Consider the following 21,344-nt stretch of genomic DNA (forward strand, 5'->3'; position numbering starts at 1 on the left):
CTCCGGGTGCTGCTACTAAACAAACGTTGATGAAGCAAACTACCACGAGATTCTATGCGCTTGTCCCCAAAATAACCCGAATAATCTACTCGTATCATAAATGCAAATATCCAATTAATATTTATGGGTACACGATAGGGCAATGGAGGGAAGCAAAGTTATTGGGATATCCAATTTGGAAATTAGCTAAACCATCAATTTGAAAAGCCTAAATCGAGATATACTGAATTTTGCTTACTTTAAGTAGACAAACATGAACTTATTTCAGAAATAATAAACCGTTTGAATACTTTAATTCAATTATTCTTAATTTTGGTTAATGGATGAAACTTCTCAGTTAAGCGAGTTCGGCAAGATATTTATCTACCTGATCATGGGTGTTTTATTCGTGCTCTTTACATTTTTCATCGGAAAACTGGTCGCACCTAAAAAGCCTAATCCCGAAAAATTGACTTCCTATGAGTGCGGTGAAGAACCCCAGGGAAACTCCTGGATACAATTTAATTCACGTTTCTATGTTATTGCATTAGTTTTTCTGCTTTTTGATGTTGAGTTAGCTTTTATTTTTCCATGGGCAACAGTTTTCAGTCAGCAGGAGCTAATAAATGCCGATCCTTACTGGGGATGGTTAAGCATGATTGAAATGTTCATTTTTGTAGGTATTTTATTAATCGGATTGGTCTATGTTTGGAAAAAGGGTGACCTGAACTGGATCAGACCTGAACAATATTCACCTGTTTCGCCTTCAAAAATTCCGCTTTCTGCATATAAAGCACTAAATAATGAAACTTATCAGATAAAATCCTTTAGTGTAGATTCTGAAATTCCAATATCCGAAAAGGTGCAGATGGAATCAACAGTATCCTCAAATAAACCAGGATTTACCCCGAAATTTAAAAGACCTGCCTTGTGAGTTTAGAAATAAAAAACGATACCGGTTCAGTAATGATTGTGAAGGTTGATGATTTGCTTAACTGGGCGAGATTATCATCACTATGGCCTATGAGTTTTGGTATAGCATGTTGTGCGATAGAAATGATGGGATCTATGGCATCTACCTACGACCTGGATCGTTTTGGAGTATTTCCCCGTCCCTCGCCAAGGCAATCAGATGTTATAATCATTGCGGGTACCGTAACATTTAAAATGGCTGAACGCATTAAACGTCTTTATGAACAAATGCCGGAACCAAAGTATGTGATTTCTATGGGTTCATGTTCCAATTGCGGAGGCCCCTACTGGCAGCATGGATACCATGTGGTAAAAGGTGTTGACAGAATCATCCCTGTTGATGTATACGTTCAGGGATGCCCCCCAAGACCCGAAGCACTTATTGGAGCAATACTTGAGCTGCAAAAGAAGATTGAGCAGGAGAGCCTTTTAAACAGCTGATTCGGGTTATTAAATCATTCTCAAGCATAACAATAATATTTTATATTCTCCTTTCAGGATATGAAACATACCGAAAATTGGATATTCTCACAGATTTCGCCTAAACTTGCAGCAATATGAAAGCATTTTACGGAGACCTTAAGCTTGGAATACTTGGTGGCGGCCAACTGGGGCGCATGCTTATTCAGGAATCAATAAATTATAACATTACTACCTATGTTATGGATCCCGACAAAGAAGCTCCATGCAAGGATCTCTGCAGGAAATTTGTACAGGGTTCTTTAACTGATTTTGAAGCGGTTTATAATTTCGGGAAAGAGGTTGATATTTTGACCATAGAGATCGAAAAGGTTAATGTTGATGCGCTTGAAAAGCTTGAGAAAGAGGGTTTAACCGTTTATCCGCAATCAAGAGTCATCAGACTTATTCAGGATAAAGGAATTCAAAAACAGTTCTTTAAAGAGAATGATATTCCTACTGCTCCATTTCAGGTATTTGGCAATAAATTGGAACTAATTTCTGCTAATTTAAAATTTCCATATATCCAGAAGCTTCGCCGTGATGGGTATGATGGCAGGGGAGTAAAAATAATAAAATCAGCTTCAGATCTTGAAAATGCATTCAATGAACCGAGTCTGATCGAAGAACTAATAGATTTCGATAAAGAACTGTCTGTGATCGTTTCCAGAAATGAAGATGGCGATATAAAAACATTTCCCTGTGTAGAAATGGAGTTTAATTCAGAAGCAAACCTTGTTGAATTTCTAATCTCCCCTTCTACTTTAGATTTTGAAATACTCCAAAAGGCTGATCAATTAGCGATAAAGATTGCTGAAGATTTGAAGATTGTTGGAATTCTGGCTGTAGAACTATTCCTTACAAAGAATGGCGACATTCTGGTAAATGAAATTGCGCCACGCCCACATAACAGCGGACATCAGAGCATTGAGGGTAATTTTACTTCTCAATATGAGCAATTGTTAAGAGCAATATTCAACCTGCCTCCCGGAGATACAAGGGCAATCAGCAATTCAGTAATGATTAATCTGCTCGGAGAAAAGGGATATGAAGGGGCAGCAGAATATGAAGGATTACATGAAGTGCTTGAACTGGAAGGTGTCTATATCCATTTATATGGAAAGAAATTTACCAAGCCTTTCCGGAAAATGGGACATGTAACGATTATGGATGACGACCGTCAGAAGGCTATTGAGAAGGCAAGATTTGTTCAAAACAAAATCAAAGTAAAAATATAAATAACTTATATAAGTTATTTATATACAATATTATATCTATAAAAAATAATATGGCAAATGAAGTGATTAAAGTCGGTATTATTATGGGCAGCAAGTCTGATCTGGGTGTTATGCAGGATGCAGCAGATGTATTAAAAGAGCTTAAAGTCCAATTTGAAATTACTGTTGTTTCGGCCCATCGTACTCCGGAACGGATGTTTGAATATGCAAAAACAGCATCTGACAGAGGCTTAAAAGTAATCATTGCCGGTGCAGGCGGAGCCGCACACCTACCCGGAATGGTTGCTTCCATCACTCAACTACCGGTAATCGGAGTTCCGGTAAAATCGAGTAATTCTATTGATGGCTGGGACTCCATCCTATCAATACTTCAGATGCCGAACGGAATTCCTGTTGCCACAGTAGCATTAAATGCCGCTAAAAATGCCGGAATACTTGCTGCCCAGATCTTAGGAACGTCTGATTCTGCTTTATCTCAAAGACTTCTGGATTATAAAGAAGAGCTAAAGCGGAAGGTTGAGGAAAGTGCGAGGGAAATGGAAGGCAATTGATAGTTGACAATTGACAGTTGACAATTGCGACCCGATTGCTATAGGGTTGAGAACGGTGACCCGATAGCAATCGGGTTGGAAATAGGTGCCGTTATTTCGAATACACGAGTACTAGTTTTCCAGTTGAAATAAATCAGATTTGTGGAGAAATCTGTTGAATTTACTCCCCCTCTTTTAGGCGGCCTCAACTGATAACTGGCAACAGATAACTGGTAACATATTACCTCAATTCCACTGCGGGTTTTCAGGAAAATTGGCGATATGTGCATACTTTGGTCCAAGCCCAATAACCACTTCTCTCCATAAGTTTTCTTCATCTTCAACAAAAATCACTTCAGGACTGTATTTATCAGTTACCAGCCATGAATTCTGATCGATTTCTTCATTCAGCTGACCAGCACCCCATCCTGAATAGCCTACAAAAAATTTGATCTCTTGATGATTAAGCTGTTTATTATTAAAAAGGATTTTAATTGTTTCGAAATTACCTCCCCAAAAGACTCCCTCTCTGATCTTAAGCCCGCTATTGAGTTTATCATAACAAGAATGAACAAAATGCAGGGTATCTGCTGCAACCGGACCTCCGAAGTAAACAGGAAAATCTGCTCCCTTCAAATCGGGGATCAAATCATTCAGAAGCAGATTACTTCGTTGATTTAAAATAAAGCCAACTGCCCCGGCTTCCTCACATTCAGTAAGTAAAACAACAGACCTTTTAAAATTAGGATCAGACATAAATGGCTCTGACACGATCAGGCTTCCACTTTTGGGTTTAAGGAGGCTAAGCATAAAGAAATGGATTAAAAATCATTTATTGTATTTAAAATTACAATATATATCTAAAAATCATTCAAATGATAGAATGCAATCTGCAATTGTTAAGTTTGTAATATAAGACAACAAACCTTATAGCAAGCAGGTAAAACAATTAAAATGGCAGTAAAAAAAGAAACACTTGAAAACCTCCGTCAGGAATATATTTCTGAAAAACTATCCAAAAGGGACGTAGATAAAGATCCGATCAAACAATTTGGCAAATGGTTTAAAGAAGCAATGGATGCAGGCATTCATGAACCGAATGCGATGACTCTAGCTACAACCAGCATTGACCGTAAACCCAGTGCAAGAATTGTATTGTTAAAAGGATATGACGAAAGGGGCTTTATGTTCTATACCAATTATCTGAGCGCAAAGGGAAAGGAAATGTCTAAGAATCCTGTTGTAGCAATTGTTTTTCACTGGGCCGAGCTGGCAAGACAGGTAAGAATTGAGGGTACAGTTGAAAAACTTAGCAAAGAAGAATCTGATCGTTATTTTCAAAGCCGTCCGAAACAAAGCCAGATTGGCGCCCTGGTTTCTCCGCAAAGTCAGGTAATTGAAGACCGGGAAGACCTTGAAAGGGATTGGAAAGAGGCTGAAATAAGATATGAGAATAAAACAATACCTAAACCGGCATTTTGGGGTGGATATATTATAAAACCACAGGTGATTGAATTCTGGCAGGGACGCCCAAGCCGCTTGCACGACAGAATTGTTTATAAAAAAGCTGATAAAACCAGTTGGAAAATTGTAAGGCTTGCACCCTGATCTTTACCTATGAATTTTGATGAAATAACAGATCTGCTAAGGGATAAATTCGGGGAGGGTGTGATCAAAGCTATTGAGAACAATGGTTTACAATCGGCTTTACAAATAGATCCGGAACTTATTGTGAAGGTTTGCGAAGAGCTCAGAGACAATAATAACACCTGGTTTGATTTTCTCTCCTGCCTTAGTGGAGTAGATCATGGGCTTGAAAAGAACAAATTTGAAATAGTTTATCATCTCGCCTCAATACCGCACAAACAACAACTTGTTCTCAAAACAATAAAGGATCACGATAGAAATAGCGGCACATTGCCATCTTTCTATAGTGTTTCAGAAGTCTGGCGTACAGCTGAATGGCATGAGCGTGAAGCATTTGATCTGTTTGGAATTCATTTCGTTGGCCATCCTGATCTGAGAAGAATCCTGCTTCCTGATGACTGGGAAGGTTATCCACTGCGTAAGGACTACCAGGCGGCAGAAGAATATAAAGGGATAAAAATTAACTGAGCTAAATACCTCTCATGCAGCTTAATAAAACCAGATATGCTCAATTAACTGAAGGCCTCAAGCCCGAAGAGATGCTTATCAATATGGGTCCGCAGCACCCTTCCACACATGGTGTTTTAAGGCTTGAACTAATCACTGATGGAGAGATCGTGAAAGAAGTGATCCCTCATATGGGCTATTTGCACAGGTGCTTTGAAAAACATTGCGAAAGCCTCACTTATCAGCAGATCATTCCCTTTGTAGATCGCATGGACTATCTGGCATCTATGAATAACGATCATGCATTCGTCATGGGCGTTGAACGTATGATGGGTATTGACAAAGATATTCCAAAAAGAGTCGAATATATCAGGGTACTGGTTTGTGAGTTGAACCGCATTAGCTCCCACCTTATTGCCATAGGAACCTATGGAATTGACATAGGCGCTTTCACTCCATTTCTTTGGTGCTTTCGTGATCGCGAACACATCATGAATATGCTGGAATGGGCATCAGGTTCAAGAATGCTTTATAATTATATCTGGGTCGGTGGTCTTTTCTATGATTTGCCGGTAGGTTTCGAAGAACGATGCTCTGAGTTTATAAGCTATTTCAAGCCAAAACTCACTGAATTGAACCAGTTGCTTACGGATAATCAGATCTTCATTGGAAGAACAGCAGGCATAGGGGTGCTCCCGCTCGATGTGGCAATTAATTATGGCTGCTCGGGACCCATGCTCAGAGGATCTGGATTAAAATGGGATCTGAGGCGTGTGGATGAATATTCTGTCTATCCAGAGCTTGAGTTCGATATTCCTGTTGGAAAAGGTGAAATGGGTAAGACAGGTGATTGCTGGGACCGGTATAAAATACGGACCGATGAGATTGCAGAGTCTATCCGGATCATTGAACAATGTCTTAACAGATTACAAAAGGAATTAAAACGAAGCCCTGAATTCGACCCAAGAGCTAAACTTCCTAAAAAGATCATACCCAAAGAGCAGGATTTTTATATCCGGGCTGAAAATCCAAAAGGTGAACTTGGCTATTATTTTATTTGCGACGGCAAGACTGAAATTCCAAAACGAGTAAAAGCCAGAGCCCCAAGTTTCAATAATCTATCTGTATTGCCCGAAATATCCAGGGGCGTTTTAATCGCAGACCTGGTAGCTATACTTGGATCAATTGATATTGTACTTGGCGAGGTAGACCGTTAATTAAAAAAGGCTGAAAGAATTTAAATTCCTCCAGCCTTTATAAACACAAAACAAAATATTTAATAAACCTTAACCATGTAAATATATGGTTCAAGTTTCTTGAACTGATCTTTACGGCTTAATCCGGCAAGGGTATTTCTTTTGTTCACAACCAGCTTTTCATCCAAAGAATCCTGAGGAATTGCTTCAATTGATTTAAGTATAAAGGATGATTTTATCGCGAATGCTGCACCGTCGAGCAATGCCTGCTTGCCATTAATTATACCAATAACATTTCCACGATTATCCAGTAATGGCCCGCCACTGTTTCCAGGATTAACAGGAATTGAAACCTGATAAGCTACAGTATCTCCTGCATAACCATTTTTTGCACTGACATATCCTTTACCTAAAACCTGCTCATCTCTTGGAAAGCCAATGGTAAATACATCCTCTCCTACATCTGAAGCAGCCTTCTTAAATGTGTAAGGCAGGCTTGCAAGTTTCTCAAAAGCAGGATCAGTAATTTGAAGTACTGCCAGATCATAGGCAGGATCAATATAGATCAATTTTACTTTAAATGCTTCACCTTCAGAGTTTTGTACATAGACTGAATCAGCCCCCTTAACTACGTGAAAATTCGTAACTACATACCCATTGGATGAGAGAGCAAAACCTGTGCCTCCGAATTCTCCAGGATCTGCAGGGCCTTTTACAGGTTTATCATTGATGTTCTTGATCAAAGCGTTCTGGGAACGTTTAATACTGTTAATCTCCCGGCGTAATAAGTTAACATTAGTTGAGATAGACTTCGAAAAATAACCTGTTGAAAGTAAAGTCGCCGAGACTGCTATAAAAGCAACCGAAGCAGCAATAGCCGTATTGATTCGATATTTCTTCCACAATCGAATAACTTTTGGGGCTTCCGGAGCAACCTCGTTTTTAATTGCCTGAATATCCAGTGATTCATGAATTGCATTCATATCAGATGAAAGCTTAACCCTGCTTCCATAATCGGATAGATTTGAAATAAAGTTGCGATGCTCAACAACCTTCATATCAAAGGAAGGATCACTTTTTCTCAATTGTTCAAAATCAGCCAGAGCAGATCCTGCCAATTCTCCTTTAAGATAAGCATCTATTAAATTCGTTAATTCCAAATCACTTTTCATCTTCTTCTGATTAAGTTTGAAAAAATAGTTTTTTCAAACGCTGCAGGCATTTATATTTCTGAGTTTTGGCATTATCCGCATTGGTATAACCAAATTTCTCACAGATCTCCTGCATAGATCTGTTCTGTATATAATAATCTTCAATAATAGTTTTACAAGGTTCTCCCAATTGTATGAGAGCTGATTCCATTATTGCAAACTGTCTGTCCTTTTCTTCATGCTTTTCCAGATCGTCTTCAACAGCAATGATCTCAGAAAAATCCTGTATGTTCCTTATCGTCTTGCTTTGCTCGTTTAAACGCTTAAGCCATAGCCTTCGGCATACAGAATATAGAAACGTTTTAAGCTTACTGTTTAGCTCAAAGTTTCCAGCCTTAACCTTATTATAAAGAACGATAACCGATTCCTGAAATACATCTTTCGCGTCATCTTCATCTCCATTATTTTTTAGCACTAATTGAAGTACCATAGGAAAATAGGAAATATATAAACGGCTAAGAGTCTCTTTAGAATCATTCAGTATTCCTAATACAATCTCACTATCTGCTGGAGCTGAACTTTTTACCTCTTTTTTCACTATTAATACTTTTTATCAGGAATTGTAACCCAATGATAGGAAAATATTTTTTTATTTTTTTTGAATAGCCAGGGTTACCTTTCTTGCAAATGGGTATTAAGAGTAATTATTTATAAATAAATTAAAACACTAAACAATGAAAAATTCTTTCAAATTCGGTTTCTTAGCTTTAGCTATTTCTCTATCAGTTGCTGCTTGTAACTCAACCAAAACTGAAGAAGCTGCTGTAGATTCAACTGCTGTTATGGACACTACTGTTGTTGTTGATTCTGTTGCTACATTAGATACAACTGTTGTTGTTGATTCTGTTGCTACTAAGTAATTAAACCCAAATTGCAATTGGCCCTCCCGGATTTAATCCTGGAGGGTTTTTTATTTAATTGGATTAAGGGTTAATAACAAATAATGTAATCCAACATTGTTTTTGAAGGACACAATTAAAGGACAGGCTCAATTTTCATCCAGGTCGCTGTGATCATCACCTCCCAGACTGTAATAATTGTTTTCCTCATCCTCTTCTCCAATTAATTCATTGGCATCATCAAGTTCCGCTCCCGGTACATCAAGACCTTCATCAAGACTGGGATCAGATTTAATTTTCTTTTCACCAGTAATTTCAGACTCGTCAAAAGACACTTTCTGATTTTTCTTGAAAATATCCTGGTCGGATGGGTAAACCGGATAGCCCGGAAGTTCTTCCTTGTTCTCCCCTGCATCGGGAATCTGTTTGTTTTGATTCTTGCTCATCTGAATTTTATTAAAAGGTAAAACGAAAAGACATGAAAAAATAGGTTTAGAAAACACTTAATAGATTCCGGAAAGTTATTCAGTTTTAATAAGATTTCCGCAATCAGGATTAGTATAAAATTAATCATTTAATATGATTAAGCCTGAAGGTTGAAAATATATAAGAGCGTTTAACAACAGTAAACCTGATATAAAAGAACAATCCTAAAACTAATTCAAATAAAAAAAAAGCGGGCCATATTAATACGACCCGCTTCAAAATATTTCAATTATAATTCCTAAACAGTTTCCGGTTTTTTCTTAAACCAGCCTTTTATTCGTTTAGAGTTTGAATCACCTATTAATAACATACAAGGTACCAGAATCAGGGTCAGGAAGGTTGCAAAACCCAGGCCGAATATCATAGTCCATGATAGTGGTCCCCAGAAAGCAACGTTATCCCCTCCGAAATAAAGGTTTGCGTCAAATTCTGTAAACAGGGTAACAAAATCCATATTCAAACCTACAGCAAGCGGAATTAAGCCTAACATGGTTGCTGTGGCAGTCAGTAATACCGGAGTCATTCTGGTTCTGCCGGCTTCAATGATGGCATCCTTGATATCCATGCCCTGTTCGACCATTAAGTCGGTAAATTCTACTAACAAAATACCATTTCGAACTACAATACCTGCAAGAGCAATAATACCCACTCCTGACATCACAATAGACATCTCCATTCTGAATATGGTAACACCGAGTAATACCCCGATTATACTTAATAAGATCTCACTCAAAATGATCAATGGCTTTGTAATTGAGTTAAACTGAGTTACCAGAATGATAAGAATAAGCCCTAAGGAGATCATCAATGCAGTACCCAGGAAAAGCATTGTTTCCTGTTGCTCTTCCTGTTCACCTGCCATATTAACCTCTACGCCGGCAGGAGCTTTAAACTGATCAATTTCACGCTGTATATTAGCTACAACCTCATTTGGATTGTATTCACCAAGCACATTGGATGAAAGAATAATGATCCTCTTTTCCTGTTTACGTTTGATTCCTCCGTAGGTATTCACATAATCAATAGTCGCAAAAGAAGATAGCGGTACCTGACGTATAATTCCACCCATACCCATATCCCGATAAGTGACTTTCATATTCCTTAAAGCATCCAGATTATTTTTCTGACTTTCGTTCGCTCTGAGGTTAATCTCATAATCTTCATTTGCATCTCGGAATTTCGAAACTTCTTTTCCAAAAATAGCCGTACGCAGATCCATTCCAATTTGCCCACTGGAAATTCCCTCACGGTTTGCCCTTTCACGATCAATATCGAAAATAATCTCAGGCTTATTGTTTTGAAAATCAGATTTTAATTCTTCAACCCCTGCAATCTGGCGACTATCAAGATACTGTTTCAGGTTCTCTGAGACTTTTACAAGAGAGTCAAGATTATCTCCTGTGATCTCAATACTGATGGGCTTGGCTGTTGGCGGGCCTGACTGTTCCTGGGCTACCGTGATTTCAGCACCGGGAATTCCTTTTACCGCCTCTCTTATTTTATCAAGGTATACCGAAGTACTTTCACCTGTACGTTTTCCAAAACTCACAAAAGCTACAGTCACCTTTCCCATATTAGTATATTGTCCCTGATCTTCACTCTGTGGATCTGTAACACCAATTGTAACGTTAGATAAAATTGAGGATACATCCTTATTATCCCTGCCAACAACTTTGGTCACATTTTCTTCGACCTTCTTCACTACCTCATTTGTATATGCCTGATCTGTACCAACCGGCAGCTGGATATAGACATAAACAAAATTCGGATCTGACTTTGGAAAGAAAACAATTTTCGGAGGCACAACAGAGATCAGCAGAAGAGTCAGAAAAAACAATCCAACAGTACCCCATAGCATAGTTCTTGGTCTTAATATTGCCCATTTAAGCAGTGATACATATTTATCCTGTGCACGAGGCCAAATTTTTGTTTGGAAATTCCGGATCGCATTACTCAGATAAAAATGGTTCAGCAGATAAAGCAATCCCACAAAAACTACAAGATTACCGATTCCAAAATTGATCAGATATCCTAGTATCGCAGCACCTAAAAATATCAGCAGATTCTTTCTGACACTTTTGTCAAATGATGGCTTTTTAACCGTGTGATCTTCTGGCTCCATAAAGTCTACCGCAAACACAGGGTTTATTATATAAGCCACTAATAGCGAAGCAAGAAGAGTGATGATCAATGTCATTGGCAGGAAGAACATAAATTCACCTATCACACCAGGCCAGAATAATAATGGTACGAAGGGAGCCAATGTCGTCAGTGTACCCGAAAGTACTGGCAAGAATACCTCTGCAGCAGCAATTTTTGCCGCTTTCTTAATTGGAACCTTTCCATTGTCGAAGATACGGTGTGTATTTTCGATTACTACAATTGCATCATCCACAACAATTCCAAGTCCCAGAAGGAAAGAGAATAAAACCATCATATTCATGGTAAAGCTGAAACCCATTATTCCACCAAGGGCCGGCATAGCCATAAATGCGATGAACATAGACAATGGAACCGATAATGCGACAAAAAGAGCATTGGTAATACCCATAAAAAACATCAGAATCACAGTTACAAGAATAAAACCTATGATAATGGTATTAATAAGGTCATGTAAGGTGATACGGGTTCGGTCCGATTGATCGCCAGTTACAGTAATGTTCAGATTTTTAGGTAATGAGCTGACTTTCATTTCCTTAATCAATGCATTGATCTTATCTGATGCATCAATCAGATTCTCACCGCTTCTCTTTTTAACATTCAGAGTGATTACATTCTTTCCATATAAACGCGCATAACTTTCCTGTTCCTTGAATGAATCTTTAACTTCAGCAATATCTCTCAGGTATACGGAGGAACCTGTAGGAGTTTTAATAATCAGATTAGATAATTCCTGAGCGCTGACGAATTCTTTTTTCACATTCAGCGTTCTGCGAACCCCATCCATTTTTATGGTTCCTCCAGAAATGGTAAGGTTTTCATAACCCACGGCACGTTCTATATCTCCAAAGGAAATTTGAGCTGCTGCCATCTTATTCAGGTCGGCATTGATCTGAACCTCCTGTTCAAGAGCTCCGACAATGTCAACACCGGAAATTTCTTTCAGGCTTTCAATCTGATCCTGAACTTCCTCGGCATAATGTTTAAGGCTTTTCAGGTCATAGTCGCCAGAAATATTCAGGTACATGATCGGTAGATCCGAAAGATTGATGTCCATCACATTAGGTTCATTTGGCAGATCAGAAGGAAGATCCTGTCTTGCCTTATCGACTGCATCCTTTACCCTTTGTTTGGCATCTTTGGTTTCAACATTCGTGTTAAATTCAGCTGTAATTATTGAAAAATCCTGGTAAGAATTGGAGGTGATCCTTTTTAATCCCGAAGCAGACTTCAATTGCTTTTCAATCTGTTTAGTCACCAGATTCTCCATATTGGCAGGAGAAGTACCCGGATAAACCGTCTGAATAAATATTTTCGGGATTACAACTTCCGGGAAATTCTCCTTTGGCAATCCTTTATATGAAAAATACCCAATTACGGCAATAATCACAGTCAGCACATAAATGGCTGTTCTGTTTTCAATTGCCCAACTGGATGGTTTAAATTCTTTGTTAATGTCTTCCATATTACTTTAAATTATGAGCTTGTGTTTAACAGGTAGATACAATTAATTAGCCTTAACCAGATCTCCCGGACTTAAACCATTAGTACCTGCAATAATAACCTTATCTCCTACTTTGAGACCTGAAATTATTTCAGCCTGTCCTTCAGAAATTTTACCAGTCTGTACATTAACCCGCTTTGCTTTACCCCCTTCTTCAACAAATAGATAATCACCATTTTCGGCCTTTTGAATTGCATTTACAGGAACTACTAAGGCTTTAAGATTTTGGTAATCAATTATTTTCAAAATTGAAAGCATATTAGGACGGTATTTGCTATTTGAAGGAAGCTTTATTTCAACATTAAAACTCCTTGAAACCGGATCTATGGTTTTGGATGCAAATGAGATTTTTGTTGAAACTGTGTCTGGAACATCAGGTAATATTACCTGAACATTATCTCCCTGATTAACCCGGCTTGCATACGACTCGGCAACCAAAGCTTTAGCCTTTAATTTACTGGCATTAACCACCCTGATGCCTGACATTCCCGGTGAAACTGCCTGTCCGACTTTGAGATCCATAGCATCGATAGTTCCGGAGATCGGAGATTTTATTTTGAACATAGAAATCTGAGTCTTCAGGGTCGCAATACGGCGTTGGGCTGCATCACGCTGGGTTTTTGCATTCAAAAACTGGACTTCCGTTCCAATCTTCTGATCCCAGAGGCTCTTTTGACGCTCATAAAGCGTGGTTGCAAGGTCGAGTTGGGTTTCAAGCTCAGAAATGTTCTGGCGCAAAACCTGATCATCAATTTGTGCCAGGACCTGACCTTTATTTACATTTTGTCCGATAACAGCATAAACAGCCGTTACCACACCCTGAGCTTCAGGATTTACCTGTACATTCTCTTCTGCATCAACTTTTCCCTGGACTTCCAAATAATTTTTGAAAGAAGTTTCCTTCAGCTCTAAAACAGATATATCTTTTACATCCTCAGCTGCAGAAACACTTCCAACTTCAGCTTCAAGCTTTTCTATTTTTGAGTTTAACTCTGCACGCTCCTTTTTCAGGGCTTCAAGCTCAGATTTTTTATCAGTTGGTTTTCCTCCGCAAGACGCCAGAAAAAAAACAGTAGAGATTAATAGTATTCTTTTCATTTGAGTGATTTTTGAGTTTTTCAATGTTCCGCCCTGGACGGATAGTTCTTTATTTTTTTGCCTGTAAAGCTGCTTGGTATTCTTTTAAACCTTTTAATAAACTATTTTACCTAAGGCCTTATCCATGTTAACCTTATTGATTAATAGATCATATAATGCATTGATGTAGTTGTTCTGTGCCTCCTTAAGAGAGGTTTCGGCTGTTGTAACTTCAATACTTGAGCCAACACCCTGCTCGTACTTAATTTTTGTTACTCTCAAGACTTCCTGAGCGAGCTCCATATTACGGTTTTGATTTTCGAGGGATTTCAAACCATTTCGGTAGGTTGTCTGTGCCTGTTCAACTTCAAGACTGATCCCATTCTTCAAATTGACCAGGTTGTTTTGAGTCTTAAGAATTTCCAGCTTTGCATTACGGACCTGATAGAGTTTAATACCACCCGAAATGATTGGAACAGCGAGGCGGAAACCAATCACAGTAGTTGGGAAACTTCTGTCAAACAAAGTTCCGAAATTATTTGACTGTAAACTTTGGGAGGTACTTCCAAAGGCCGAAAGAGATGGTAAAAACTGGCTCTTATATCTCTTCAAATCAAGTTCATTTAACTTTTTCTGTGTTTCAAGCAATGAATATTCTATCCTGTTTTTATATGCACTGGTATCAGAAACCGCGAAAGCTTGAACCACCTGAAGCCCTGCTATGGAATCTTTTAATGTCAGTTTACTTTGAATACTCATTCCCATCTGAAACTTCAACAGATTCACATTCAGATCCAGCAGTCTGATAACATTTTCACGTTCAGTTTCCAGATTATTATTAAGAACAGTCAGACGATCAACATCAATTTTTTCAACAAAACCATTTGCATAAAGGGCCTTTGTATCATTCAATGTTTTTTTCAGGCGGAGTAAATTAGCATCCAGAAGGCTCAGTTGTTCATTACTTACAAGTACTGAATAATAGGCTTTGCTTACTGCAACAGCTGTTTCTATGCGGCTTCTCTTTAAACTCTTACTCGACAATTCCCTGTAAGTTTTAGAGGCCTGTAAACCCACTAGATAAGTTCCGTCAAACAACAACTGGTTCAATTCAAGCCCGAAGGAAGATTGGTATTTAACGCCAAACTGTACCGGTACCTGAGTCCCAGGTTGACCAAAAAACTCCCCTGGCAATAAATTTGTAGGCACTTTCAGGAAATCATTAAAATTTAAATTCCCGCTAACCTGAGGCAAACCAATTCCGACAGTCTGCTTAACCGTATTTGCTGCAATTTCTTCATCAATTTTAGCGTTCTGTATCGAACTCTGATTTCTCTGTGCATATTCAATAGCCTCCTGCAGACTAAAATGGGCAACAGTATCAGTCAATTGTGCCCTGACATCAGTTATGCTAAAAAGACACAGGATTAGTGTAAGGTATTTGTATTTCATAGTAGTTATTCTTCTTCAGTTATTTCCTTGTACTTATTTATTAATTTATGACCTTTAAGAGTACATATCCCATATAAAAAGTGTTCTGTCAATTCTGACATTACCTGAACAATTCCATATTTACCACTCGTGTACGTCGAATTCCCATTAAAGATCAGGTCAATTTGTTCCAATCTCATTTGAGTCAAAATATCCGGTTTAATATCATCCCGGTAATAACCCTCTCTGATTCCACGTAGTAAATTATCATGAATAGTTGAATAAAGATGCTTTTCCCTGAACTCCTTAAAATAAATCCATGCCTGAGGATGGTACTTTTGAAGATCATAAAAAAGTGTCGGGTTCATGTTAGATAAAAGTTCCTTCATATTTGTTACAGCAAAAAATACTTCATGAACTGCATTTTCAGCTGTCTCAATATTTTCTTTGATCACACATTTCTGACAATTTAATTTCATGTCAATTACAATATTCACAATCTCATTCTTATCACAAAAATGAGTGTAAATAGTCTTTTTAGACATTCCCAAATGCCTGGCAATATCATCCATCGTTACACTTTTAAAACCATACTGGCAGAAAAGCTTATCAGACTCAGAAATTATGTACTCTTTTACTTCCAATTCACACCTCTTTTTTAGTTCGGCGGTAAAACTATGGAAACTTTTAATAAATCCAAAGTTTCCATAGAATAATTTATTTAGGACATAAACATTTACAGTAAAAAGATAAAGTGGAATCTCAATCTTCAGCAATGGTCATTCAAAGCTATTTAAAGGATTTAAGTAAAAATCGTAACTTCGCAAAAAATCCCGATATGAACTTTTCTCCATTATCTGCCATTTCTCCCATAGATGGACGTTATCATAAATCTACCCAGGAACTATCTAATTACTTTTCTGAAGCCGCTTTAATAAAGTTTAGGGTATATGTTGAAGTAGAATATTTTATTTCATTATGCGAAATTCCTTTACCCCAATTAAAGAATTTCGATAAAAGTAAATTTGAAGCCTTGAGAAAGGTGTATTTAAATTTTTCTGAATCTGATGCTGAAGCAGTTAAATTGATAGAAAAGACAACCAATCATGATGTAAAAGCTGTCGAATACTTTATTAAGGATAAGTTCAACGAATTGGGATTAAATGAGTTCAAAGAATTTATCCATTTTGGTTTGACTTCCCAGGATATAAATAATACAGCTATTCCTCACTCTTTTAAACTTTCGGTCCATTCATCCTATCTCCCGGCAATAAACGAACTGCTGGATTACATCAAAGGAAGGGTATCTGAATGGTCGTCTATACCTATGCTGGCTCATACCCATGGGCAACCAGCTTCTCCCACTTTATTGGGAAAGGAACTTCAGGTATTTGTAGAACGCATTGAAACCCAGCTGGAACAACTAAAATCCATTCCATTTTCGGCTAAATTCGGTGGTGCAACAGGGAATTTCAATGCCCATCATGTGGCTTACCCTGAAATTAACTGGACAGATTTTGCAAATAAATTCGTGAATGAACGTCTGGAATTAAACCGTTCCCAGTATACCACTCAAATCGAACATTACGATAATTTTGCAGCTCATTGCGATGCTATGAAACGGATTAACAGTATCCTGATTGATCTGAACAGGGACATCTGGTCGTATATTTCAATGAATTACTTCAAACAGCAAATCAAAGCAGGCGAAGTAGGTTCTTCTGCGATGCCGCATAAGGTCAATCCAATCGACTTTGAAAATTCTGAGGGTAACCTGGGTCTGGCAAATGCTATTTTTGAACATCTGGCAGCGAAGCTTCCTATTTCGAGACTGCAGCGCGATCTTACAGACTCAACAGTACTAAGAAACATTGGAGTACCGGTTGCACATACTCTGATAGCAATCAAATCGACCCTGAGAGGTTTCAAAAAGCTATTACTGAATGAAGAAAGCATTCAGGCTGATCTTGAATCAAACTGGGCAGTGGTGGCTGAAGCAATACAAACAATTCTGAGACGTGAGGCCTATCCAAATCCTTATGAAGCACTGAAAGACCTAACGCGGACTAATCAGCAGATCAATCGTAATACCATTGCCGAATTTGTTGACAAACTTGATATTTCTGACGAGGTAAAAAAGGAATTGAAGGCGATTTCTCCTTCTAATTACACAGGAATTCAGGCAGTCATTCATGTGTCATAACTTTAATTCGGCTGTTCAGGAGTTTAAAATTTAGTAAATTTGTATATAAATACATGAATATGAGCACTGCAACTTCAACAACAAACGTATATACTGAGATTACTCCAAATCCTGCTACCCGTAAGTTTTTGGTTAATAAGTTACTTACCAATAATAGCATCGACTTCCCTAATAAGGAAAATGCAGAGAAGTCGCATTTTGCGCGTGAGCTCTTTAAGTTCAACTTTGTTACCGGTGTATTTTTTGCGAGCAATTTCGTTACGATCACCAAATCTGAAACTGCAGACTGGCAGGATATTGAACCCATTCTGAAGGAATTTGTAAAAGGTGCAGTCGAATCTGAACTCAATATCATTGAAAAAGAAGAAGCTCTGGCGAATTTTGAAGGTTCTGAGACCGAAATAAAAATACAGCAGATATTGCATGATTATGTTCGCCCCGCAGTTGAGCAGGATGGGGGTGCAATCAGTTACAGATCATTTAAAGAAGGTATTGTTACCGTTGAGTTACGCGGTTCATGCAGCGGATGCCCTTCATCAACAATTACCCTTAAATCAGGTATAGAGAACCTCTTAAAACGAATGGTTCCTGAAGTAACCGAGGTAGTATCCGAAGCTTTATAAATAATATTATCTCCAGAAAAAAGCCCCACTTCAGAAATGTTCTGAAGTGGGGCTTTTTAGTTATTTGTTGTCTGAGGTCTGATATCTACATTACTTTATGTTAGGTTGAATCTGAGCGCGAAGTTCTTCTGCCCATTTCGATAGTTCAGCACGCTGTTCATCCGACAATTTAGCATCACCGTGTATCAGTGTGTATGATTTAAGCGGCATCTCTCCTTCTTTGATCATTTCAATAAATTCTTCCATTTTATGATCTGCTTTTTTTGGAGCATAGCTTGCAAATTCAGAAAAGTTCAATTCTGATTTCCCTTCGTTAACGTGATCTGCAAGCCACCAGGCTACAGGCTGTATTTCGGCATACCAGGGATATAACGTATTATTTGAATGGCAATCGTAACATGCAGTATGAATGAGTTGTTTCGTGTTCTCAGATGCCTGATAATGAGCAAAAATATCATTCGGACTTTCGGCAGCCGATTGATTCTTTTCAGGCCTGAATAATTGAATAATGATAAATACCGCCAGAAGGGTAATCAGGATTTTTTTTGTGATTGACATGATATTGTGTGTTTTAGACGTGGAAATGGGGAACTGGGAATAGAAAATGGGCCATGGGTATTAGGAAAATGGCTATCAAAATAGGTAGAAGCATTAATAATTGAAAGCATATTAATTGAATTTCTCCTCTAATATAAGAAGTAATTCAGCAGAAATAAATCCATTTGTTGCCACCATTTCCCTTCGTTCTATACTATTATTTCCACCGGTAAAATCAAATACATGGCCGCCTGCTTCCCGAACCAAGACAATTCCTGCAGCTACATCGTATGAGTTGAGATTAAACTCGAAATAACCATCAAACCTACCACAGGCAACATAGGCAAGATCAATGGCAGCCGAACCAATTCTTCTTACCCCATGACATCGCTGCATCAACTCTTTCAAAACAGCCAGATAAGCATCAAGTTTTCCGAATTCGTAATAAGGAAAACCGGTTGCAAGCAGCGTATTTTCTATTCTGGATGCCTTCGATACTGAAATACGTTTATTATTTAAGTATGCCCCTCCGTTTTTCCAGGCTGAAAAACATTCATCCCTGTTTATCTCATAAACCACTCCAAGAATGAGTTCATCATCACATTGCAGGGCTATACTGATGGAATAGGTTGGAAGTCCGTGTATAAAGTTTGTTGTTCCGTCGAGCGGATCGATTATCCAATCGTACTTCTCACCGCTTATGGTGGTGGTTTTTTCTTCAGTAACAAATCCAGCTTCAGGAAGTAACAATCTCAGGCCTTTAACCAGAGCTATTTCTGCTGTTTTGTCAACATAAGAAACCATATCATGTAGACCCTTATACTCTACCTGCTCACGGTTGAAAACCAAAGCTTCTCTGCGAATAAATTCGCCAACCTCTTTTGATAAGGTAATTACACCAGAGGTAAGTTTTGAAAGATCCATAAATCAGGATTTTATTGGCATTGAATATTTGTCAGCATTCTTTTGTGACCAGAATATCCCAAAAATACCAAGTAATATGAGAATAGTAGAAATCATCTCAGCCTGAGTAAAGGCAAGACCAAATGCGTGGTATTGAGAATTTACACGAATACTTTCAATCAGAAAACGCTCTAATCCATTAAATATCAGGTATAGAGACCACATGATCCCGGGTGTTTTAATTTTATGTCTGAATCCCCATAGAAGGGCAAAAATGAAAAGGCCCATAACTACCTCGTAAAAAGGTGTTGGAAAGACCGGCAAAGGCAGTTCATTACAAAACGGGCCGGTACAACCGGGTATCGGAACACCGCTGTTCACCACATTATGCGGATATTTAAATGCCCAGACCCAATCAGGCGCCCAGCTTAACCATGATGGCTTTGGAGCAATATTTTCTATACCCCAGTCGCCATCACCCGAAAGATGACATCCTATACGACCAACGGCATAAGCCAGCATCATTCCCGGACCGGCAATGTCAAGCATGTGAATCCATTTGATACCGTACTTATTGGCATGATAAATTACGGCAGCACCACCCATAATCAAACCACCATAAAAGGTTAAACCACTGAAGGATAACAGCCCTCCTATAGGATCCTGAACAAAGTCATCCCAATACTCCAGATTATGAAATATTTTGGCTCCCAGAAAACCCCAAATAGCGGCCCACATTAATAATGTGCCCATGATCTGGTAAGGATGAACCAGTTCCTTTACAACTTTTGGCTGACTTAGCTGCTCTTTCTTCTTTTCAGAATAAGCCCAATAGATAAATAAGGCTCCTAGCAATAAACCACCAAGAAAGCTTCCTCTTGCAGATAAAATGAAACTCTGAGGATTTGCCACAAAGGCAGAATAATTTAATAATCCATCCAGAAGTTTATAACCCACTAAAAAACCAAATATTCCATTAAATACCAGTTCCTGAGTACTTGCTGGCTCTCCTACCTTAATCTCACGGGTAAAAGGCAGAACAAGTCCCAGTTTTTCCTTTCTTTTAAATTCCTGAGAAAGCGCCCAGTAACCTGCCGCAAAAGCTATAGCAACGAAAAATCCGAAGGTTTGAATTGGCAGCGGAATATTAATTCCTGTTAAATATTCAATGAGGTGGGTTATGGTTGGAAACATAGGTTAAATATACAATCTTGTTATAATTTACAATGTTAATAAAAGCTAAAGAAATAAATCAGGAATAAGAAATCCTGAGGAGAAAGGATCAATGAACAAAGGTTTCTGCCAGTTCAGTAATTTCCATATCACCATCAGAGGCAATATTTTCTAATCTTACGCTGCGCATTTCATTGATTAGTAGCGGATCATAAGGTGCCTTTACTTTTACATAATTGCGGCTGAAACCATGCATGAAACCATTTTTATGATCAGCTTCAAAAAGCACCTCTGCCATTTTTCCTAACTGGCTTTCGTAAAACGCCCGGCGTTTTTTCTCTGAAAGGATATGCAGCATCTTGCTCCTGTCGGCTCTTTGTGATCCCGGAACAGAACCTCTCATCTCAGCTGCATCCGTATTTTCACGCTCAGAATAAGTAAATACATGCAAATAGGAAACATCCAGTTCATTCAGAAAATTATAGGTTTCAAGAAAATCTTCACGGCTTTCGCCCGGGAATCCAACAATAACATCAACCCCGATACAACAATCGGGCATTAGCCGCTTTATTTCCTTAATCCGATCGGCATATAATTCGCGTTTATATCTCCGACGCATTAAACCCAAAATTTTATTACTGCCTGATTGAAGAGGAATATGAAAGTGGGGAACAAATTTATCAGACAAGGAAACAAATTCTATGATTTCATTACTCAACAGATTGGGTT

General features: G+C 38.3%; 22 protein-coding genes. 10 read left to right on the forward strand and 12 right to left on the reverse strand.

Going from position 1 to position 21,344, the window contains the following annotated elements; all coding sequences use genetic code 11:
- Nucleotides 1–319: 319 nt before the first annotated feature.
- The 4 genes from VGE44_RS10655 (at nucleotide 320) to purE (ending at nucleotide 3,199) form a co-directional block, all read left to right on the forward strand.
- Nucleotides 320–913 carry an NADH-quinone oxidoreductase subunit A gene (locus tag VGE44_RS10655; RefSeq protein WP_331078788.1) on the forward strand — a complete coding sequence of 198 codons (594 nt, stop codon included), beginning with the start codon at nucleotides 320–322 and terminating at the stop codon, nucleotides 911–913.
- Between the two features lie 32 nt (nucleotides 914–945).
- Nucleotides 946–1,392 (forward strand): NADH-quinone oxidoreductase subunit B family protein, encoded by a 447-nt coding sequence (locus tag VGE44_RS10660; protein ID WP_349256858.1) that lies wholly within the window; start codon nucleotides 946–948, stop codon nucleotides 1,390–1,392.
- Between the two features lie 116 nt (nucleotides 1,393–1,508).
- Complete coding sequence (locus VGE44_RS10665; protein WP_331078793.1) at nucleotides 1,509–2,648, forward strand: 5-(carboxyamino)imidazole ribonucleotide synthase; 1,140 nt, start codon at nucleotides 1,509–1,511, stop codon at nucleotides 2,646–2,648.
- Nucleotides 2,649–2,698: 50 nt separating this feature from the next.
- Entirely contained in the window at nucleotides 2,699–3,199 is a 501-nt protein-coding gene (purE, locus tag VGE44_RS10670) for a 5-(carboxyamino)imidazole ribonucleotide mutase (RefSeq protein WP_331078795.1), read from the forward strand.
- A 225-nt stretch (nucleotides 3,200–3,424) separates the two neighbouring features.
- Here purE and VGE44_RS10675 read toward each other — a convergent pair whose 3' ends face one another.
- The gene (locus tag VGE44_RS10675; protein ID WP_331078797.1) at nucleotides 3,425–3,988 is read right to left on the reverse strand and encodes a YqgE/AlgH family protein; all 564 of its coding nucleotides are present in this window, start codon (nucleotides 3,986–3,988) and stop codon (nucleotides 3,425–3,427) included.
- Between the two features lie 144 nt (nucleotides 3,989–4,132).
- On the opposite strand from VGE44_RS10675, the gene pdxH reads away from it, so the two are divergent.
- Genes pdxH through VGE44_RS10690 form a run of 3 tightly spaced genes read left to right on the forward strand, consistent with a single transcriptional unit; the run spans nucleotide 4,133 to nucleotide 6,489 of the window.
- Nucleotides 4,133–4,786 carry a pyridoxamine 5'-phosphate oxidase gene (pdxH, locus tag VGE44_RS10680; RefSeq protein WP_331078799.1) on the forward strand — a complete coding sequence of 218 codons (654 nt, stop codon included), beginning with the start codon at nucleotides 4,133–4,135 and terminating at the stop codon, nucleotides 4,784–4,786.
- Between the two features lie 9 nt (nucleotides 4,787–4,795).
- A complete protein-coding gene (locus VGE44_RS10685; RefSeq protein WP_331078802.1) occupies nucleotides 4,796–5,293 on the forward strand; it encodes an NADH-quinone oxidoreductase subunit C in 498 nt (165 codons plus the stop codon).
- 14 nt (nucleotides 5,294–5,307) lie between these two features.
- Nucleotides 5,308–6,489 carry an NADH-quinone oxidoreductase subunit D gene (locus VGE44_RS10690; RefSeq protein ID WP_331078804.1) on the forward strand — a complete coding sequence of 394 codons (1,182 nt, stop codon included), beginning with the start codon at nucleotides 5,308–5,310 and terminating at the stop codon, nucleotides 6,487–6,489.
- A gap of 59 nt (nucleotides 6,490–6,548) precedes the next feature.
- Here the strand turns inward: VGE44_RS10690 and VGE44_RS10695 are convergent, their stop codons facing one another.
- Nucleotides 6,549–7,640 carry a serine protease gene (locus VGE44_RS10695; RefSeq protein WP_331078806.1) on the reverse strand — a complete coding sequence of 364 codons (1,092 nt, stop codon included), beginning with the start codon at nucleotides 7,638–7,640 and terminating at the stop codon, nucleotides 6,549–6,551.
- A 10-nt stretch (nucleotides 7,641–7,650) separates the two neighbouring features.
- Entirely contained in the window at nucleotides 7,651–8,217 is a 567-nt protein-coding gene (locus VGE44_RS10700) for a sigma-70 family RNA polymerase sigma factor (protein ID WP_331078808.1), read from the reverse strand.
- A gap of 136 nt (nucleotides 8,218–8,353) precedes the next feature.
- Here VGE44_RS10700 and VGE44_RS10705 point away from each other — a divergent pair, with 136 nt between their 5' ends.
- Nucleotides 8,354–8,539: a hypothetical protein gene (locus tag VGE44_RS10705; RefSeq protein WP_305366127.1), complete on the forward strand. Its 186-nt coding sequence runs from the start codon at nucleotides 8,354–8,356 to the stop codon at nucleotides 8,537–8,539.
- Between the two features lie 128 nt (nucleotides 8,540–8,667).
- On the opposite strand, the gene VGE44_RS10710 is transcribed toward VGE44_RS10705, so the two are convergent.
- From VGE44_RS10710 to VGE44_RS10730, 5 genes are all read right to left on the reverse strand, one after another.
- Nucleotides 8,668–8,964: a hypothetical protein gene (locus tag VGE44_RS10710; RefSeq protein ID WP_331078812.1), complete on the reverse strand. Its 297-nt coding sequence runs from the start codon at nucleotides 8,962–8,964 to the stop codon at nucleotides 8,668–8,670.
- Between the two features lie 278 nt (nucleotides 8,965–9,242).
- Entirely contained in the window at nucleotides 9,243–12,629 is a 3,387-nt protein-coding gene (locus VGE44_RS10715) for an efflux RND transporter permease subunit (RefSeq protein WP_331078814.1), read from the reverse strand.
- A gap of 42 nt (nucleotides 12,630–12,671) precedes the next feature.
- Complete coding sequence (locus VGE44_RS10720; RefSeq protein WP_331078816.1) at nucleotides 12,672–13,766, reverse strand: efflux RND transporter periplasmic adaptor subunit; 1,095 nt, start codon at nucleotides 13,764–13,766, stop codon at nucleotides 12,672–12,674.
- A 93-nt stretch (nucleotides 13,767–13,859) separates the two neighbouring features.
- Nucleotides 13,860–15,197: a TolC family protein gene (locus VGE44_RS10725; RefSeq protein ID WP_331078818.1), complete on the reverse strand. Its 1,338-nt coding sequence runs from the start codon at nucleotides 15,195–15,197 to the stop codon at nucleotides 13,860–13,862.
- A gap of 5 nt (nucleotides 15,198–15,202) precedes the next feature.
- Nucleotides 15,203–15,952, reverse strand: a complete 750-nt coding sequence (locus VGE44_RS10730) for a TetR/AcrR family transcriptional regulator (protein WP_331078820.1) — start codon at nucleotides 15,950–15,952, stop codon at nucleotides 15,203–15,205.
- Between the two features lie 62 nt (nucleotides 15,953–16,014).
- Here VGE44_RS10730 and purB point away from each other — a divergent pair, with 62 nt between their 5' ends.
- Together purB and VGE44_RS10740 are read left to right on the forward strand one after the other, a co-directional pair.
- Nucleotides 16,015–17,379: an adenylosuccinate lyase gene (gene purB, locus VGE44_RS10735; protein ID WP_331078822.1), complete on the forward strand. Its 1,365-nt coding sequence runs from the start codon at nucleotides 16,015–16,017 to the stop codon at nucleotides 17,377–17,379.
- Between the two features lie 59 nt (nucleotides 17,380–17,438).
- Complete coding sequence (locus VGE44_RS10740) at nucleotides 17,439–18,002, forward strand: NifU family protein (protein WP_331078824.1); 564 nt, start codon at nucleotides 17,439–17,441, stop codon at nucleotides 18,000–18,002.
- Nucleotides 18,003–18,092: 90 nt separating this feature from the next.
- Here the strand turns inward: VGE44_RS10740 and VGE44_RS10745 are convergent, their stop codons facing one another.
- From VGE44_RS10745 to VGE44_RS10760, 4 genes are all read right to left on the reverse strand, one after another.
- Nucleotides 18,093–18,560 (reverse strand): heme-binding domain-containing protein, encoded by a 468-nt coding sequence (locus VGE44_RS10745; RefSeq protein ID WP_331078826.1) that lies wholly within the window; start codon nucleotides 18,558–18,560, stop codon nucleotides 18,093–18,095.
- A 111-nt stretch (nucleotides 18,561–18,671) separates the two neighbouring features.
- A complete protein-coding gene (locus VGE44_RS10750) occupies nucleotides 18,672–19,463 on the reverse strand; it encodes an inositol monophosphatase family protein (RefSeq protein WP_331078828.1) in 792 nt (263 codons plus the stop codon).
- Between the two features lie 3 nt (nucleotides 19,464–19,466).
- A complete protein-coding gene (locus VGE44_RS10755; protein WP_331078830.1) occupies nucleotides 19,467–20,636 on the reverse strand; it encodes a prolipoprotein diacylglyceryl transferase in 1,170 nt (389 codons plus the stop codon).
- A gap of 88 nt (nucleotides 20,637–20,724) precedes the next feature.
- A partial coding sequence (locus VGE44_RS10760) for a radical SAM protein (RefSeq protein WP_331078832.1) occupies nucleotides 20,725–21,344 on the reverse strand: 620 nt, incomplete at its 5' end.

The organism is Daejeonella sp. (genome assembly GCF_036405355.1).
GTDB lineage: Bacteria > Bacteroidota > Bacteroidia > Sphingobacteriales > Sphingobacteriaceae > Daejeonella.

Bases quoted from the DNA above. Each gene is read 5' to 3' on its own strand.
- VGE44_RS10655 (WP_331078788.1), top strand. From the start codon at position 320: ATGGATGAAACTTCTCAGTTAAGCGAGTTCGGCAAGATATTTATCTAC.
- VGE44_RS10660 (WP_349256858.1), top strand. From the start codon at position 946: ATGATTGTGAAGGTTGATGATTTGCTTAACTGGGCGAGATTATCATCA.
- VGE44_RS10665 (WP_331078793.1), top strand. From the start codon at position 1,509: ATGAAAGCATTTTACGGAGACCTTAAGCTTGGAATACTTGGTGGCGGC.
- purE (WP_331078795.1), top strand. From the start codon at position 2,699: ATGGCAAATGAAGTGATTAAAGTCGGTATTATTATGGGCAGCAAGTCT.
- VGE44_RS10675 (WP_331078797.1), bottom strand. From the start codon at position 3,988: ATGCTTAGCCTCCTTAAACCCAAAAGTGGAAGCCTGATCGTGTCAGAG.
- pdxH (WP_331078799.1), top strand. From the start codon at position 4,133: ATGGCAGTAAAAAAAGAAACACTTGAAAACCTCCGTCAGGAATATATT.
- VGE44_RS10685 (WP_331078802.1), top strand. From the start codon at position 4,796: ATGAATTTTGATGAAATAACAGATCTGCTAAGGGATAAATTCGGGGAG.
- VGE44_RS10690 (WP_331078804.1), top strand. From the start codon at position 5,308: ATGCAGCTTAATAAAACCAGATATGCTCAATTAACTGAAGGCCTCAAG.
- VGE44_RS10695 (WP_331078806.1), bottom strand. From the start codon at position 7,640: ATGAAAAGTGATTTGGAATTAACGAATTTAATAGATGCTTATCTTAAA.
- VGE44_RS10705 (WP_305366127.1), top strand. From the start codon at position 8,354: ATGAAAAATTCTTTCAAATTCGGTTTCTTAGCTTTAGCTATTTCTCTA.
- VGE44_RS10710 (WP_331078812.1), bottom strand. From the start codon at position 8,964: ATGAGCAAGAATCAAAACAAACAGATTCCCGATGCAGGGGAGAACAAG.
- VGE44_RS10715 (WP_331078814.1), bottom strand. From the start codon at position 12,629: ATGGAAGACATTAACAAAGAATTTAAACCATCCAGTTGGGCAATTGAA.
- VGE44_RS10720 (WP_331078816.1), bottom strand. From the start codon at position 13,766: ATGAAAAGAATACTATTAATCTCTACTGTTTTTTTTCTGGCGTCTTGC.
- VGE44_RS10725 (WP_331078818.1), bottom strand. From the start codon at position 15,197: ATGAAATACAAATACCTTACACTAATCCTGTGTCTTTTTAGCATAACT.
- purB (WP_331078822.1), top strand. From the start codon at position 16,015: ATGAACTTTTCTCCATTATCTGCCATTTCTCCCATAGATGGACGTTAT.
- VGE44_RS10740 (WP_331078824.1), top strand. From the start codon at position 17,439: ATGAGCACTGCAACTTCAACAACAAACGTATATACTGAGATTACTCCA.
- VGE44_RS10745 (WP_331078826.1), bottom strand. From the start codon at position 18,560: ATGTCAATCACAAAAAAAATCCTGATTACCCTTCTGGCGGTATTTATC.
- VGE44_RS10750 (WP_331078828.1), bottom strand. From the start codon at position 19,463: ATGGATCTTTCAAAACTTACCTCTGGTGTAATTACCTTATCAAAAGAG.
- VGE44_RS10755 (WP_331078830.1), bottom strand. From the start codon at position 20,636: ATGTTTCCAACCATAACCCACCTCATTGAATATTTAACAGGAATTAAT.